The organism is Pseudomonas sp. R1-1, assembly GCF_051132135.1.
Taxonomy (GTDB): domain Bacteria; phylum Pseudomonadota; class Gammaproteobacteria; order Pseudomonadales; family Pseudomonadaceae; genus Aquipseudomonas.
In genome coordinates this window covers 3,714,106-3,729,656 of the sequence record NZ_CP071663.1, presented here as the reverse complement: position 1 = coordinate 3,729,656, position 15,551 = coordinate 3,714,106, and the positions used below count along the sequence as shown (strand labels likewise).

The following is a 15,551-nucleotide window of genomic DNA, read 5'->3' as shown; positions in this document are numbered from 1 at the left end:
TGAACAGGCGCACGGCAAAGAAAAAATTCGCCTTGTTGATTCCAATGATCGAAACAATTGATAGCCGCTGCGTTTGTATTTGTCCGGGGCTTTCGCTAGCCTTGGTTAAACCTGCAATTACAAGCACAAACAGGCACAACCATGCACGATCACTCCATCGCCGAATTGCCCTCGCTGCGCCGGCAGAAAATCCTCTTGCTGCTCGAGCGCGACGGCAAGGTCATGGCGTCCGAGTTGAGCCAGCACTTCGCAGTGTCTGAGGACACCATCCGCCGCGACCTCGCCGAACTGGACAATGCCGGGCTGGTGCAGCGCGTGCACGGCGGGGCGTTACCGCGGCCGAAAGACTCGGGCAAGGATTACTTCACCCGGCTCGATGAAACCGATGAGGTCAAAGTTCGCCTGGCGCAACTGGCGGCGCAGCAGATCGAGGACGGGCAGATCGTGCTGTTCGATTCTGGCTCGACCACGTTGCAGGTGGCGCGCTCGCTGCGTGCCGATATCAGCATTACGGCGGTGACTGCTTCGCCGATGACGGCGATTGCCTTGTCGGAGTACAGCGGCGTGAGAGTGATTCTCGCCGGTGGGCAGTTGAACCCGCGGACCATGGCGGCGGGTGGGCATGAGGCGCTGCGTCTGCTGGCCGGGATCAAGGCTGATCTGGCGATTACCGGCGTGTGCGCGATTCATCCGGAAGTGGGGATTACCTCGCTGCATTTCGATGAAGTACCGGTCAAGCAAGCGATGCTCGACAGCGCGGCGCGGGTGATTGCCGTGACCTCGGCGGACAAGCTCGGCGCGGTGGAACCGTTTGTGGTCGCGCCGTGTACGCGCTTGCACATGTTGATCACCGAGCGGCATGTGGCGTCGGGGAGTGTTGAGGATTATCGGCGGTTGGGGATTGTGGTGGAGCAGCTTCCGGATTGAAGTTTTGTGGTGGGGCTGATGGCCTCATCGCGAGCAGGCTCACTCCTACAATTGGAATGCGTTCCCCTGTAGGAGCGAGCCTGCTCGCGATAGGGCCGGTGCAGTCAGCGCAACTTTTCGAGCATCTGGTAATACCACATCCCCGCCGCCAGCAACGGGTTGCCGAGCAAGTCGCCCATCGGCACGCGGATGTGCTGGCAGGCGGCGAAGGTATCGAACTGCTCCAGTTGCCCGGTGATCGCCCGGCTTATGATTTCGCCCATGATGTGCGTGGTGGCGATGCCGTGGCCGGAGTAGCCCTGGCAGTACCAGACGTTGTCCGAGAGCTTGCCCAGTTGCGGGATGCGGTTGATGACGATGCCCATCGCGCAGCTCCACTGATAGTCGATCTGCACGCCTTTGAGCGCCGGGAATGTCTGCTCGATGCACGGGCGCAATTCCGCGGCAATGTCCCGTGAATCCTTGCCGCTGTAGTTGGCGCCGCCGCCGAACAGCAAGCGACCGTCAGCCGTCAGGCGGTAGTAGTCGAGGACAAAACGGCAGTCATACACGGCGAGGTCTTGCGGGTTGATCTGCCGCGCCAGTTCGCCCAGCGGCGCGGTGGTGACGATGCCGCCCATGGCCGGGAAAATCTTGCCCTTGAGCTGGCCCGGTTCGAGCTTGTGATAAACGTCGCCGGCGAGCATCACCTGATTGGCGTCGATCTGCCCGTGAGCGGTGCGCACGCCCGGCTTGTCACCGTGAATGATCTCCAGCACTTCGCTGTTTTCGAAGATCAGCGCACCGAGACTTTCTGCCGCCCGCGCTTCGCCGATGCACAGGTTGAGCGGGTGCAGGTGCATGTTGCGGGTGTTCTTGATTGCGCCGTGATAAAGGTCGCTTTGCAGCAGATCGCCGACCTGACTGCGGTCGAGAAGGGCGACCTCATCACCCAGTCCGCGACGCACGGCTTCTTCATAGTCGCTGCGTAGACCGGTCATGTGGCCGGGCTTGTACGCCGCGTGCAAATGGCCATGTTTGAGGTCGCATTGAATGGCATATTTTTCGACGCGCTGTTGGATGATTTCGTGGCCGCGCCAGCGCAGATGCCAGATGAAATCGTCGACGTCATCACCGAGTTTTGCGCGCATCTGTTTGCGCATCGCACCGTCGCCGGACAAGCTGCCGGTGACCTGACCGCCGTTGCGCCCGGTGGCGCCCCAGCCGATCTTGTGGCTTTCGACGATGGCGACTTTCAGGCCTTTTTCCGCGAGTTCGACCGCGGTGGCGACGCCGGTGAAACCGCCGCCGATGATCACCACGTCCACCGAATGCCGGCCTTGCAGGGTCGGGTAGTCGGTGTCGCGGTTGAGGGTGGCGGTGTAGTAGGAATTGCAGCGTTGAGTCATGGCAGTGTCCACACAAATTGGGGAGTCGGAGTGCAATCCCCTGTGGGAGCTAGCCTGCTAGCGATGAGGCTGCATCAGTCACATTGGTGGTGAATGACACACCGCAATCGCTAGCAGGCTAGCTCCCACAGGGTTGAGTGGTGGGGTTTCAGGCCTCGGTCAGGTACCAGCGCCAATCCTGCTCACCCACCTCAGCCATGAACTGCCGGTACTCGGCCCGTTTGACCGCCAGATACACACCTAAAAATTCCTGCCCCAAGGCATCCCGCGCCCACACTGAATTCTCCAGCGCCTGCAACGAAGTCAGCCAGTCGGTCGGCAGTAACTCCTTGGCCTGCGCATAGCCATTGCCCTCGACCGGCGCGCCCGGATCGAGGTTTTCACGAATACCGCGATGAATCCCGGCAAGGATCGCCGCCGCTGCCAGATACGGATTGGCGTCGGCGCCGCAAATGCGGTGTTCGATGTGCCGGGTGTTGGCCGGGCCACCGGGCACGCGCAGGCTGACGGTGCGGTTGTCGACGCCCCAGGTCGGCGCCAGCGGGGCGTAGCTGTTGGCCTGAAAACGCCGATAGGAATTGGCGTTCGGGCAGAACAGCAACAGCGAATCGAGCAACGAGGCGAGCATGCCGCCAATCGCCGTGCGCAGCAGCGGCGTGCCGGCCGGATCTTCCGAGGCGAACAGGTTGTGCCCGGCGCCATCGGCGAGGCTGACGTGCATGTGCATGCCGGTGCCGGCCAGGTTATCGAACGGCTTGGCCATGAATGTCGCCTGCATGCCGTGCTTGTGCGCCACCGCTTTGACCAGACGTTTGTAACGCACGGCCTGATCCATCGCCGCCAGTGCATCGCCGTGTTCGAGGGTGATTTCTACCTGGCCCGGCGCGTATTCGGAGATCGCCGTGCGCGCCGGAATGCCGTGCAGTTTGCAGGCGCTGTAGAGGTCGGCGAGGAACGGTTCGATCTGTTCCAGTTCGCGCAGACCGTAGACCTGAGTGTGTCGCGGTCGACCACCGTCAGCGTCCAGCGCCGGTTGCGGTCGGCCGTTGTGATCGCGTTTGGCATCGAGCAGATAGAACTCCAGCTCGCAGGCCATGATCGGGTGGTAGCCCTCGGCTTTGAGGGCGTCGATGACCTTGATCAGCAAGTGCCGTGGGTCGGCAATGCTCGCTGGCAGGCCTTCGCTCGGGTGCATGCTCACTTGCACCGCAGCGGTCGGGATCTGCCGCCACGGCAGACGCACCAGACTGCCTTCCAGCGGATAGGCGCGGCAGTCGATGTCGCCGACGTCCCAGACCAGACCGGAGTTTTCCACGTCTTCACCCTGCACGGTCAGGCCGAGGATAGTGCTCGGCAACGGCCGGCCGCTTTCGTACACGGCGAGCAGTTCTTCGCGGTGCAACAGCTTGCCGCGCGGCACGCCGTTGGCGTCGAGGATGAACAGCTCGATCATGTCGATATCGGGGTTTTGCGCAAGGAACAGACGTGCGTCTTCAAGGGCTGCGAATTTCATGGCAATCACTCACGGGGGCGCCGCACAGGCGCGCAGAATCGGGCCGGACACGACGCGGCAAAAGGCGTGGGCGTCCTGGCAGAGATATCAGGGAACAGAAGGCTGTCGCGGTTTTTACCGACGCGATCAGACGGGCAGGGCGATATCCGGCGGGCGTGCGGAGTGACGCAGCTTGGAGCGGAGCAGGGCCATGGGCAGATTGACGATACGGTTCATACGCCGCTCCTGACGAGGGCGCGCGAGGGTGAGACGTACAACCAATGTGGTTGTTGAGGTGACGTACTCATAACGCGTGTTTCCGTTGGCGGAAAACGTCGGTGGCGGGGCTGACCCGCCGGCCGGTGTGCCCGGATAGTAAGGGGGAATCCGCGGGCGTGTAAACGGAAGATTATCGCGCCGCGCCTCAGCGCATCAGATGAAAGCCCAGCCCGACGAGGGCGCAAACGATCAGCACGCTGATCACCCCGCGCTTGAACACGAACAGCGCTACGGCCGCCGCAATCGCCAGAACGATCGAAAACACATCGACGGCGCCGGCAAAACCGTTCGGCCAGAACACGTGGTAGGCGAAGAAACACGCCAGATTGACGATCACCCCGACCACGGCGGCGGTGATGGCAGTCAGCGGCGCGGTGAACTTCAGTTCGTTGTGCGTCGATTCCACCAACGGCCCGCCGGCGAGGATGAACAGGAACGAGGGCAGGAAGGTGAACCACGTCACCAATGTCGCCGCCAGGGCACCAGCGGCAAAAGCGTGCTCGGGGCCGAAGGTCGGTTGCACGTAAGCACCGACGAAACCGACAAACGCCACCACCATGATCAGCGGCCCGGGCGTGGTTTCACCGAGGGCGAGGCCGTCGATCATCTGCGTCGGCGTCAGCCAGCCGTAATGGCCGACCGCGCCCTGATAAACGTACGGCAACACCGCGTACGCGCCGCCGAAGGTCAGCAGGGCAGCTTTGGTAAAGAACCAGCCCATCTGCGTGAACGTGCCGTCCCAGCCGAACAATGTCGTCAGCAGTGCCATCGGCAAACACCACAGTGCCGCGCCGATCAGCGCCAGTTTCCACAGTTTCGCCGGTTTGAAACGTGCGTGTTCCGGTGTCGGCGTGTCGTCATCGATCAGCGCCGGGCCAAAGGATTTGCCGCTGTTGCGCGGACTGGCAGCGTTGAACCGCTGCGGGGCGAAGCGCCCGCCGAGATAGCCGATCAGTGCCGCGCCGAGCACGATCAGCGGGAAGGGGGCATTGAAGGCAAAAATCGCCACGAACGACGCCCCGGCAATCGCCCACAGCCAGGCGTTCTTCAGCGCACGCGAGCCGATGCGATGAGCCGCATGCAGGACGATTGCCGTCACCGCCGGTTTGATCCCATAAAACACCCCGGCCACGGCGGGCATGTCGCCGAAGGCGATGTAGACCCACGACAGTGCAATCAGAATGAACAGCGACGGCAGCACAAACAGCACACCCGCGACCACTCCGCCCCAGGAGCGATGCAGCAGCCAGCCAATGTAGGTCGCCAGTTGCTGGGCCTCGGGGCCGGGCAGCAACATGCAGTAGTTGAGCGCGTGGAGAAAACGCTTTTCGGAAATCCAGCGGCGTCGCTCGACCAGCTCCTGATGCATGATCGCGATCTGCCCGGCCGGACCGCCGAAACCGATGCAGCCGAGCTTGAGCCAGAAGCGCCAGGCGTGTTGCAGGGTGATGGGGGCGGGGCGTGGGAGATCTTTTTGTTCTTGATCCAATGGCGTCGCTCCTGGGGTGAGTCCTGGCGGAGCGGGTATATAAGCAGGTTTTGCTTGCGATGTGGTGTCAACCTAAAACCCTCATCGGAGCGCCGCCCGCCCAGCCCTCTCCCAGAGGGAGAGGGAGCCGACCGAGGTGTCTGGCGTCATGTATCGACCTGAATGACCGCGTCGATTATTAGAATAAGCATCCCGGGCCGGTGCCGAAACGTGTCGATTATGGATTCACTACAGCACCATCACGTCGGCGGAGCTCGCAAGCATCCCCCGATCAGTTCCCTCTCCCTCGGGAGAGGGCTAGGGTGAGGGGCTACGATGTCTGGCCCACCCAAAACCTCAGCCCCGAACTGATCGGGTTTCGGCCCGACGATCATTGAACGGTCCCGTTTGCGCGCTGAAGGTGGCCGGGTCAGCCCCCGGTCATGTTCATGAACCGCACCACCTGCACATCATCGTTGACTTCGAAATTGTGCCGATACGGTTTCAGTTTCATCGCCTCGATGATGGCTTTTTCCAGGCGTTGCGGTTGCCCGGGATGCGCGCGTAGCACCGCTTTCAGATCCATCGAATGCTCGTTACCCAAACACAACAACAGCCGGCCTTCGACGGTCAGCCGCACGCGGTTGCAGGTGGCGCAGAAGTTGTGGCTGTGCGGGGAGATGAAGCCCAGGCGAATCTCCGGTGCTTCGGCCAGACGCCAGTAGCGCGACGGGCCTTGGGTCGATTCGGCGGAGTCGATCAGGGTGTAGCGTTCGGCGATTTTCTCGCGCACCTGGGCGCTGGAGAAAAACGACTCGGCACGGCTGTGTTCGCTGATGGTGCCCAGCGGCATTTCTTCGATGAAGGAAATGTCGAGCTGACGATCGATGGCGAAGCTCACCAGATCGTTGATCTCGTGATCGTTGCGCCCTTGCATCACCACGCAATTGAGTTTGGTGCGGGTAAAACCGGCCTTGCGAGCGGCATCGATGCCGTCGATCACCTGGGCCAGATCACCGGTGCGGGTCAATTCCTTGAAGCGCTGCGGGTCGAGGCTGTCGAGGCTGATGTTCAGGCGCTTGACCCCGGCGTCGAACAGCGGCGTGGCGAGTTTGCCCAGTTGCGAGCCGTTGGTGGTCAGGCACAGTTCGCGCAGGCCGGGCAGGGCGGCGATCTGTTCGCAGAGCTTGACCACACCGGGGCGGATCAGTGGTTCGCCACCGGTGAGGCGGATCTTGCGCGTGCCGAGGGCGACGAAGCTTTGCGCGACCTGAAACAGCTCTTCGAGCGTCAGGATCTGCTGGCGCGGCAGGAACTGCATGTCTTCGGCCATGCAATAGACGCAGCGGAAGTCGCAGCGATCAGTCACCGACAGGCGCAAATAATCCACGCGGCGGTTGTGACCATCGATCAATTCACGCTCTGTCATGGGTTCGCCTCGTGGGTGTCAGGTGCGGCCAATTGGCGCAGTTGCGCAGGGTAAAGTCCGCACCCGTTGCCGTCCAATCACTCTGGCTGACCGGCTGATTGATTCGGTCGATGATCAAATCATTGCGCACCGAACATTGCCGTCCAGTAAATGCCGGCGTTGCTTTTCGGATCGGCCGCGTAAGCCGCACCGAGTTCCTTGTATTGCGGGTTCATCAGGTTGGCGCAATGGCCGGGACTGGCGAGCCAGCCGTCGACGACTTTGCCGACTGTGTCTTGCCCGGCGGCAATGTTTTCGCCGACCAGTTGCCCGCTGTAACCGGCAAGTTCGGCGCGGTCGCCGGGGGTACGGCCATCGCGGTCCTTGTGATCGAGGTAATTGTTATTGGCCATGTCGCGGCTGTGATCCTGGGCCACCGTGCCCAGCGTTGCATTCCATGCCAGCGGTGCGGCAGCGGCGAAAGCCTGGCCGCCGCATTGGCGCGGCTGGCTGCGGGCGGCGTTGAGCTGGGCGAGCAGTTTCTGCCCTTCGCTTTGCCCGTCGCCGAGCTTGGCCGAGAGCAGCGGCCGCGCCAGGACGATGCGCCAATCACGATCGACGCGGTTCACGCCGATATCGACGAACTGCGGATCGAGCACCACCTGACAGAAACTTTCCTGGATCGCTTGCATCGCCGACGCTGCGTCGCGCGGGCCGTTGAGGGTGATCGCCTGGACGTTGACCATCGGATAGCGGGCACTGGCCATGGCTTGTTGCAGATCGACCGCGCCGCTGGCCGGCAGGCGCAGGCGTGGATCGGCGGACAGTGGCGGCAATTCGTTTGAGGCCTGCGTCCCGCAACGCTGCGGCTGGCTGCGGTAGCTGTTGATCGACTCGATCAGTTGCAACTCATCGGCAGCGACTGCCGAGGCGGCGAAGACAACGCCCAGCGATAACCCGACAAGACGCAAAACAGATGGCATGAAGCGCATGGAGATCTCCCTTGAGCTGAATGCGCCCATGATGCGCGAAAGGCCCCCGGTGGGTGCAATGTCTTTTTTCGGCATCCGGCGGTTTTTTTATCCGGGATGTTTCTGCCATTTTTGCCGGCTACACTCTGCGCAGACCCCGAAAACCGGGCGTCTCACCGACGAAACATCCAGCCCGTAACGGGCGCTGCCGGAAGAACTGACATGGGATTGAAACGCTTGGCGGGTTGTCTGGTATTCACTTTGCTGGCAGGCGTGGCATCGGCCACCGAGCAGGCGCCGATCGAGGCCAAGGCCGAAGAGAAAGCGCAGGTGCTGGAGGAGAAAGCGGCGGACAAGGTCAGCAGCGCCCCGGCGCCGAAATCCGAAGCGATCACCCCGACCGAGGCACAAGCGGTTGACCCGGCCGGCGCGGCGCCGCTGGACGATCCGCTGACCTGCCTGGCGCGCAGCATCTATTGGGAAGCCAAGGGTAAGGACACCCCGGAAATGGAAGCCGTGGCCAGCGTGGTGATGAATCGTCTCGGCCACGACGGCTTTCCCGACACGGTCTGCGCAGTGGTCAAACAGGGCTCGGAAAGCAAAAGCTGCCAGTTTTCCTGGTGGTGCGACGGCAAGCCCGATCAGGTCAAGGAAGACGCCGAATATGCGCTGGCCAAGGAAATCGCCGGCAAGGCGCTGAACCGCCAACTCAAGGATCGCACCCACGGCGCAATGTATTTCCACGACCGCAGGGTGCATCCGGGCTGGGCCAACGAATACCGCCGCACGGCCGCGATCGGCAAGTTTCAGTTTTATAAGCCCGCGGGCGGGGATGCGCGATAGGCCCACCGCCATTTGTCGTCGCATGAAGATCCCTTGTAGGAGTGAGCCTGCTCGCGATAGCGGTGTGTCAGTAAACGAATATGTGCCTGACACACCGCTATCGCGAGCAGGCTCACTCCTACAGGGGATTGGGGGTGGCTTTATTGCGTCGGTTGGCGAGCGGGAAAAAACAGCTCGAAACAGGTCACGCCATTCTCGCTGATGACGCTGTAGCGCCCTTGATGCAACTGCATGATCGTCGCGACAATCGACAGGCCCAAGCCGTTGGATTGCGCCGAACGCTCGCGTGACTGGTCAATCCGATAGAAACGCTCGAACAGCCGCGCCAGATGCTCCGGCGCAATGCTCGCGCCCTGATTGCGCACGCGCAGATAACTGCCATTCGCCTCGGCACTGGCTTCGACCTGCAGCGTCGAATCCGCTGCGCCGTACTTGATCGCATTGGCGCAGAGGTTGGCCAGGGCGCGGCGCAACAGCATCGGTTCGGCCCAGATCACGCCGTCGCCGTGGGCCTCGATGGTCATGCCGACATCCGCCGCCAGGCCCTCGAAGTAATCGGCGATGCGCTGCATTTCCTCCGCCGCGTCCAGTTCCAGACGCTGGCTCAAGGCACTGGCCGGATCGGTGCGGGCCAGAAACAGCATGTTGTCGAGCATGCGCGTCAGGCGTTCCAGCTCCTCGACGTTGGAGGCGAGCAATTGCTGATAGGCCTCGACACTGCGGTGTTGCTGCAGGGCGACCTGGGTTTCGCCGAGCAGATTGTTGATCGGCGTGCGCAGCTCATGGGCCATGTCGGTGGACACCTGGCTCAACTGCGCAAAGCCAGTGGCGAGCCGGTCGAGCATGGTATTGAAGGCTTCGATCATCGGCTGCAATTCGCGCGGTGCACCTTGGTTGTCGAGGCGCTGGTCGAGGTTGCCGACGCCAATGCCGTGCGCATGTCGGGCCAGACGTCGCACAGGCAGCAGGCCCCGATACACCAGCAGGCAACCCACCAACGCCAACAGCAACGCCGCCAGCGAGGCCAGCCCGTAAACGCTCAAGCGGTAGCTTTCGAGCATGGCCGTGCGCTCGCTCATCAGGCGCCCGGTAGTGACTTGCAGATTGCCCAGATCGCCGGAATCGATGGTCGCCGCCACTGCCGAAAACGGCACGCCGTTGACGCTCGGCAGATGCTGCACATCGCGCAGGGTCATTGGGTGGTCGATCGGCACGGCGGGCAAATCCGGTGCGGTGAGGTTGCCCGGGTTGACCACCAGCAGCGGCGGCTCGCCGGGCGCGCCGATGGTCAGCAGCGCTTCGCGATTGCCGAGCATGTTCTGGAACAGCGCCGGTTTGTGCTTGATCAATTCCAGCGTGTTGCTGTCGTTGAGGAAACTGCGCAATTGATCGATACGACTGACCAGCGCCGTGTCATCGCGCCGGGTCAGTTGCTGTTCCAGCTCGTTGTACAGCGCAGCCCCGAGGCCGGCCAGCGAAGCGAAGGCGAGCAGGGCGAACAACAGCGCCAGGCGCAGCGTTAGCGAATACGGGCGAGGGCGGCTCATGGCTGGGTATCGAAGCGATAGCCGATCCCGCGCACGCTGTGAATCAGCTTGAGCTGGTACGGGTCATCGATTTTCGCCCGCAAGCGCCGCACGGCGACGTCGACGACATTGGTGTCGCTGTCGAAATTCATGTCCCAGACCCGCGAAGCAATCAGCGAACGCGCGAGCACTTGCCCGGTGTGGCTGGCGAACAATTGCAGCAGGGCGAACTCCTTGTTGGTCAGGGTGATGCGCACACCGGCACGGGTCACCCGGCGCTTGAGCACGTCGATCTGCAGGTCGGCGACTTGCAATTGTTCATCTTCATGAATCGGCCCACGCCGGGTCAGGGTGCGCAGGCGCGCCACCAGTTCGGCGAAGGAAAACGGCTTGATCAGGTAATCGTCGGCGCCGAGCTCAAGGCCTTTGACGCGGTCGGCGATGTCATCGCGAGCCGTGAGGAACAACACCGGCGTGTCGGCTTCCCTGCGCAGCCGGCGCAGTACTTCCCAGCCATCCATTTTCGGCATCATCACGTCCAGCACGATCACGTCGAAGCTGTGCTCCAGCGCCAGGTGCAGGCCGTCGGCACCGTCGCGGGCCAGGCTGACGCTGTAGCCCAGTTCCTGCAAACCGTTGAGCAGGTAATTGCCGGCCTTGGGTTCGTCTTCGACAACCAGAATATTCATCGGTCGGTCTCAATGGTCGTTGGTGCAGCCGCTGCCTTGAACCTGATAGTCCAGCACATGTTCGCGGCCCTGGTGGTCGAGGTAATTCAAGCGCGCCGGGATCACCCCGCACGCCTGTGAAATATCGGTGCTGGACAGCACTTTGTCGATATCCAGATGCACATAGAAACCGGTTTTGTCATGGATCACACCGGTGTCGGGGGTGGTGGCGGCAAACACGCTGCCGGTGGCGAGGAGGGCGGTGAAGGCGATCAGGAGGGTTTTCATGGTCAGTCACTCAGTGGGTGAAGTGGATCGGCAATGGCGCCGGAACAACTTCAGGCTACCGAGCGATCCGCACGGCAAACCGACAACTGAATGACAAAGTTGTAATGAAACGGGGAGGCAAGGCAGACGAAGATCCTTTGTAGGAGTGAGCCTGCTCGCGATAGCGGTGTGTCGTTCAAATCAGATGTCGACTGATGTACCGCTATCGCGAGCAGGCTCACTCCTACAGAGGGATTCGGTGTGCTTCAGCTCGCGTGGGTACTGAGAATACTCGCGATCTGCTGCGGCTGGCAGTTGAGGTACGGCGAGGATTTCAGCCAGCGCTGATCGGGGTACCAGGAAAACATGAACTGGCCGTTCTTCAGGCGATCGATTACCTGTCTGGCAATTTGCGGGCGCACTGCCGGGCAACCCTGGCTGCGGCCGATGCGGCCCTGACGCTTGCTCCACAGCGGATTCACGTAATCGGCGGCATGAATGACGATCGCCCGATCCCGCGCCATGTCATTGAAGCCCGGCTCGAGACCGTCCATGCGCAACGAGTAGCCGTGGGTGCCGCTGTAGCTTTCCTGGGTGCGGAACAGGCCGAGGCTGGACTGGAAGCTGCCTTCACGATTGGAAAACTGCGTGGCGAAGTTTTCCCCGGAGTTGGAGCCATGGGCGACCAGATCGCGCAGCACCAGCTTCTTCTTGCTCAGGTCGAAGATCCACAGGCGGCGCTCGGTGGACGGTTGCGAATAGTCGATGATCGCCAGATGACGCGACGGTTTCGCGCCGTTGCTGACCGCACACTGCATGGCGCTCAGCGCACCTTTCAGCGCGTGGGGATTGAGTTCTGGCGCGGCGTGCGCGAGGCTGGTGTAAAGAACCGGCGAGAGCTGGCCGGCGGCAAACGCGGGGCTGGTCACAGCGACAAGGGTCGCAGTGCTCAGCAAAAGTCGGCGCAGAAACGTCAACATTGATGAAGTGTCCTCACTTGCTACTTATCGGGCACTTTGGTTCCTGACGTCCAGTCGATACCTGCAAGCTCGATGATCGAGCCTGACTGTTCAGCGCACCTGATGTAAGGTTGACCGTCATCGAGACGGCCATGGATTGGAGTAAAGCAGTTGTTCAAAAAGTACGCATGCTACTTGAGCATTTGTTTGCTCGCTGCGCCGTTTGTCGCTTGTGCCGAGGAGGCGCTGCCGCCGTTGCCGACCCTGCCGACGCCGGCGGCCGAAATACCGGTCGAACCACAAAGCCCGCTACAGGCAGTATTGATCAATCTGCGCCAGTCCTGCCCAGCGATTGCGACGCGGCTTGACGGCGCGGCGCTGAGCCAGTTGCAAGCGTTCTATCAGCAGCAGGACTGGCTGCCGGTGTGGGCCAGCGAATCCGCGCGTTTGCCGGCATTGCAAGGGCAATTGCGCTTGTTGGCCGACGATGGTCTCAATCCGGCGCGCTACCCGGTCGCCGCCACAGCACCGCAGGACGGCGAACTGTGCGCCGATATCGAGATCAGTCGCTATTACCTGCAAGCGCTGCAAGACCTGCATTTCGGCCGCCTGCTGCAGTCACATTTCGAACCGCTGTGGCGTGCCGACGACACCTTGCGCGACCGTCAGGCGGAATTATTGGCGATTGCCGTTTCCGGCCTGCACGACATCCCCGTAGCGTTCGATCTGGCACGGCCGCGTCTGGCGCAATATCAGGAGCTGCGGCAGCTCTACGCCGCGCAACGCTCGCAGGCCTTGCCACATTGGCAACCGGTTGGCAGCGGGCCGTTGCTGCGTCCAGCGATGGAAGACAAGCGCGTACCGGAACTGGCTCAGCGGCTGTACAGCGAAGGCTATCTGAGCGACGCCGGCGGCACGTCGGGTAACGCTTATGAAGGCGCACTGGTTGATGCGGTGAAGAGTTTTCAGGTCAACCATTCGTTACAGGCCGACGGGGTGGTCGGGCCGGGGACGATTGCCGAACTGAACATCAGCCCATTGACGCGCCGCGAACAGTTGCGGGTCAATCTCGAGCGCTTCCGCTGGATGTCTCAGGACATGGAGCCCGATACGCTACTGATCAACGTCGCCGCCGCCGAACTGACGCTGTATCAGGGCGGCGCGCCCGTGTGGCAGACGCGCACTCAGGTCGGCCGCGCCGACCGGCAGACGCCGTTGCTGAAATCGCGGGTAACCCGCCTGACCCTGAACCCGACCTGGACCGTGCCGCCGACGATCTGGAAGGAAGACAAACTGCCGGAAATTCGCAAGGACCAGACCTTCCTCAGCCGCCACAACCTGCAAGTGCTCGACGCCAACGGTCTGCCGTTGGCGGCAGCGGACATCGACTGGGAAAACCCCGGCAACATCCTCCTGCGCCAGGACGCCGGGCCGCGCAATCCGTTGGGGCAAATGGTCATCCGTTTCCCCAACCCGTTTTCGGTGTACCTGCACGACACACCGAGCAAGGCGCTGTTCGACAAGGGCCCGCGCGCGTTCAGCTCAGGTTGCGTGCGTGTCGAGCATCCGATGCAACTGCGCGATCTGCTGCTCACCCCGGCGGAGAAGGCTCGCACCGAAACCCTGCTCGCGACCGGCACCACACACGAATTTCGCTTGTCGGCGCCGGTGCCGATCCTGATGACCTACTGGACCGCGCAAGTCGACGGCAACGGCCAGGTGCGCTACGCGCCGGACATCTACAGCCGCGACAGCGCGTTACTGGCCGGGCTTGACCGCTCGCATTGAGGCTCAGCGCTGGCCGCGCCTCCCCAACAGGCGCGCCAGCCAGGCATCGACACTCAACTTGCCGGCGCCAGCGAACAGCAGCGGCGCCAACGCGGCCAGGTAGATCGCCGGCAGCTTGAAGTTGCCGAAGCCTTTGTTGGTGATCGCATACCCCTGCGCCAGTTCGCTCAGCGACGACCAGTCGGCGGGCCAGTGCACGGCGGCCGTGGCAACCACCGTCACCACCATCAAGACCAGCGCTGAAAAGCGCGTGCCGAAGCCGATCAGGATCGCTACAGCGCAGATCAGCTCGGCCCACATCGACAGTTCCCAGTTCAGCGTGGCCGGCAGTCGGTCGAAGGGGAAGGGGAAGCGCTCTTGGATGTCCTCGAACCAGTTCTGCCCGTTGAATTTCTCCAGCCCGGATTCGAAGAATTCCCAGGCGATGAACAGGCGCAAGGTCAACGGCGCCAGCCAAGCGCCGGCACGGTCGAGGTTCAGGTGCAGGTGCTGGACAGTGTTGGAGAGGATTTTGCTCATGAGGGGCTCCGGTGGTTTTTCAGAGTGGAATCGACCGGTGCATTTGAAGGGGGGGGTGTATCGGTGGTGTGTCGTTGGGGTGGGGAATTGTTGGGTGGGTGTGTCTGGGGTGGGGCGGGATACAGTGGGGTACAAGCAGTGAAACCGCGTTGGGCCTGTAACCCTCATCGGAACGCCGCCCGCCCAGCCCTCTCCCAGAGGGAGAGGGGGCCGACCGTGGGGTATTTAGCTAGACGTCGACCTGTAAGCCCGAGTCGACTATGGCGATGATGGAGTCAACTTCCCCCAAATGGCTTGGCGATTATGGATTCAGCGCTAACCATTCAGGTCGGCGCATTACGCCAATATCCCCCATTCAGTCCCCTCTCCCTCCGGGAGAGGGTTAGGGTGAGGGCAACAGTTTCGGCACCCGCCACAAATACCAGGCCGCCACCGTCCGATAAGGCCGCCACGCCAGCCCAATCTCAACCATCTGCCTGCGCGTCGGCTGCACCTCCAGGCCCTTCAATCGTCGATAACCCTCGCGCACCCCGAAATCATCCGCCGGCAGAATGTCCATACGCTCCAGGCTGTAGATCAACGACATCTCCACCGTCCAGCGCCCGACCCCACGCAAACTGATCAGCCGTTCGATCAACGCTTCATCGTCCATCGCCAGCGCCGTTGCGTAATCCGGCACTACGCCATCCAGCGTCGCCTGGGCGATGCCCTGAATCGTGGCGATTTTGCTCGCGGAAAACCCGCAGCCGCGCAGGCGCTCGACGTCGGTGGCGACCAGCTGCTCCGGCCGCGGAAACGTCTGTGCGGCGAACAGCCCCAGCAAACGCCCCAGAATCGCGTCCCCGGCCTTGGCGTGCAGTTGCTGATAAGCGATCGCCCGCACCAGCGATTCATACGGATCGCGCGCCGGATGCGGGCGATGCAGGCACGGGCCTATAGCGGCGATATGGCGCTGCCAGTCAGCATCGAGTGCGGCGAGAAAATCGCTCGCCGCTTGATAAGTGCCTGCCACGTTATTTCAGCAGGCCTTGAAACTGTGTATCGAGCA

14 protein-coding genes are annotated in these 15,551 nt (G+C 62.2%); 3 read left to right on the top strand and 11 right to left on the bottom strand.

Translation table 11 applies throughout. The features are described 5' to 3' along the window. The first annotated feature begins 141 nt into the window (after positions 1–141). Entirely contained in the window at positions 142–927 is a 786-nt protein-coding gene (locus J3P75_RS16650; RefSeq protein ID WP_434707483.1) for a DeoR/GlpR family DNA-binding transcription regulator, read from the top strand. 104 nt (positions 928–1,031) lie between these two features. Here J3P75_RS16650 and J3P75_RS16645 read toward each other — a convergent pair whose 3' ends face one another. The 5 genes from J3P75_RS16645 to J3P75_RS16625 all read right to left on the bottom strand — a co-directional run bounded on the left by J3P75_RS16645 (position 1,032) and on the right by J3P75_RS16625 (position 7,954). After that, positions 1,032–2,315 carry an NAD(P)/FAD-dependent oxidoreductase gene (locus J3P75_RS16645; RefSeq protein ID WP_434707482.1) on the bottom strand — a complete coding sequence of 428 codons (1,284 nt, stop codon included), beginning with the start codon at positions 2,313–2,315 and terminating at the stop codon, positions 1,032–1,034. Between the two features lie 148 nt (positions 2,316–2,463). Then, positions 2,464–3,828 (bottom strand): glutamine synthetase family protein, encoded by a 1,365-nt coding sequence (locus J3P75_RS16640; RefSeq protein ID WP_434707480.1) that lies wholly within the window; start codon positions 3,826–3,828, stop codon positions 2,464–2,466. A gap of 403 nt (positions 3,829–4,231) precedes the next feature. Further along, positions 4,232–5,575 (bottom strand): chromate efflux transporter, encoded by a 1,344-nt coding sequence (chrA, locus tag J3P75_RS16635; RefSeq protein WP_434707479.1) that lies wholly within the window; start codon positions 5,573–5,575, stop codon positions 4,232–4,234. Positions 5,576–5,984: 409 nt separating this feature from the next. After that, positions 5,985–6,983: a GTP 3',8-cyclase MoaA gene (gene moaA, locus J3P75_RS16630; protein ID WP_434707478.1), complete on the bottom strand. Its 999-nt coding sequence runs from the start codon at positions 6,981–6,983 to the stop codon at positions 5,985–5,987. A gap of 119 nt (positions 6,984–7,102) precedes the next feature. Beyond that, entirely contained in the window at positions 7,103–7,954 is an 852-nt protein-coding gene (locus J3P75_RS16625; RefSeq protein ID WP_434707477.1) for a CAP domain-containing protein, read from the bottom strand. A 201-nt stretch (positions 7,955–8,155) separates the two neighbouring features. Here J3P75_RS16625 and J3P75_RS16620 point away from each other — a divergent pair, with 201 nt between their 5' ends. Beyond that, the gene (locus J3P75_RS16620; protein ID WP_332768568.1) at positions 8,156–8,776 is read left to right on the top strand and encodes a cell wall hydrolase; all 621 of its coding nucleotides are present in this window, start codon (positions 8,156–8,158) and stop codon (positions 8,774–8,776) included. Between the two features lie 140 nt (positions 8,777–8,916). Here the strand turns inward: J3P75_RS16620 and J3P75_RS16615 are convergent, their stop codons facing one another. The 4 genes from J3P75_RS16615 to J3P75_RS16600 all read right to left on the bottom strand — a co-directional run bounded on the left by J3P75_RS16615 (position 8,917) and on the right by J3P75_RS16600 (position 12,217). Then, the gene (locus J3P75_RS16615) at positions 8,917–10,323 is read right to left on the bottom strand and encodes a heavy metal sensor histidine kinase (protein WP_434707476.1); all 1,407 of its coding nucleotides are present in this window, start codon (positions 10,321–10,323) and stop codon (positions 8,917–8,919) included. Further along, positions 10,320–10,991 (bottom strand): heavy metal response regulator transcription factor, encoded by a 672-nt coding sequence (locus tag J3P75_RS16610; RefSeq protein WP_434707475.1) that lies wholly within the window; start codon positions 10,989–10,991, stop codon positions 10,320–10,322. Before J3P75_RS16610 ends, J3P75_RS16615 begins: the two co-directional genes overlap by 4 nt. Before the next feature lie 9 nt (positions 10,992–11,000). After that, entirely contained in the window at positions 11,001–11,258 is a 258-nt protein-coding gene (locus J3P75_RS16605) for a DUF2790 domain-containing protein (protein WP_090282880.1), read from the bottom strand. 245 nt (positions 11,259–11,503) lie between these two features. Continuing rightward, positions 11,504–12,217: a murein L,D-transpeptidase catalytic domain family protein gene (locus J3P75_RS16600; protein ID WP_203421707.1), complete on the bottom strand. Its 714-nt coding sequence runs from the start codon at positions 12,215–12,217 to the stop codon at positions 11,504–11,506. 150 nt (positions 12,218–12,367) lie between these two features. Between J3P75_RS16600 and J3P75_RS16595 the strand changes: the two genes are divergently transcribed. Beyond that, entirely contained in the window at positions 12,368–13,984 is a 1,617-nt protein-coding gene (locus tag J3P75_RS16595; protein ID WP_434707474.1) for a L,D-transpeptidase family protein, read from the top strand. Positions 13,985–13,987: 3 nt separating this feature from the next. On the opposite strand, the gene J3P75_RS16590 is transcribed toward J3P75_RS16595, so the two are convergent. Both J3P75_RS16590 and J3P75_RS16585 read right to left on the bottom strand, forming a co-directional pair. Continuing rightward, positions 13,988–14,503, bottom strand: coding sequence for an HvfX family Cu-binding RiPP maturation protein (locus J3P75_RS16590; RefSeq protein WP_434707473.1), 516 nt, complete (start codon positions 14,501–14,503; stop codon positions 13,988–13,990). A gap of 382 nt (positions 14,504–14,885) precedes the next feature. Continuing rightward, positions 14,886–15,515 (bottom strand): DNA-3-methyladenine glycosylase family protein, encoded by a 630-nt coding sequence (locus J3P75_RS16585; protein ID WP_434707472.1) that lies wholly within the window; start codon positions 15,513–15,515, stop codon positions 14,886–14,888. Between the last annotated feature and the right edge of the window lie 36 nt (positions 15,516–15,551).

Coding starts and splice junctions, on each gene's coding strand:
- J3P75_RS16650 (WP_434707483.1), top strand. CDS start 142: ATGCACGATCACTCCATCGCCGAATTGCCCTCGCTGCGCCGGCAGAAA.
- J3P75_RS16645 (WP_434707482.1), bottom strand. CDS start 2,315: ATGACTCAACGCTGCAATTCCTACTACACCGCCACCCTCAACCGCGAC.
- J3P75_RS16640 (WP_434707480.1), bottom strand. CDS start 3,828: ATGAAATTCGCAGCCCTTGAAGACGCACGTCTGTTCCTTGCGCAAAAC.
- moaA (WP_434707478.1), bottom strand. CDS start 6,983: ATGACAGAGCGTGAATTGATCGATGGTCACAACCGCCGCGTGGATTAT.
- J3P75_RS16625 (WP_434707477.1), bottom strand. CDS start 7,954: ATGCGCTTCATGCCATCTGTTTTGCGTCTTGTCGGGTTATCGCTGGGC.
- J3P75_RS16620 (WP_332768568.1), top strand. CDS start 8,156: ATGGGATTGAAACGCTTGGCGGGTTGTCTGGTATTCACTTTGCTGGCA.
- J3P75_RS16615 (WP_434707476.1), bottom strand. CDS start 10,323: ATGAGCCGCCCTCGCCCGTATTCGCTAACGCTGCGCCTGGCGCTGTTG.
- J3P75_RS16610 (WP_434707475.1), bottom strand. CDS start 10,991: ATGAATATTCTGGTTGTCGAAGACGAACCCAAGGCCGGCAATTACCTG.
- J3P75_RS16605 (WP_090282880.1), bottom strand. CDS start 11,258: ATGAAAACCCTCCTGATCGCCTTCACCGCCCTCCTCGCCACCGGCAGC.
- J3P75_RS16600 (WP_203421707.1), bottom strand. CDS start 12,217: ATGTTGACGTTTCTGCGCCGACTTTTGCTGAGCACTGCGACCCTTGTC.
- J3P75_RS16590 (WP_434707473.1), bottom strand. CDS start 14,503: ATGAGCAAAATCCTCTCCAACACTGTCCAGCACCTGCACCTGAACCTC.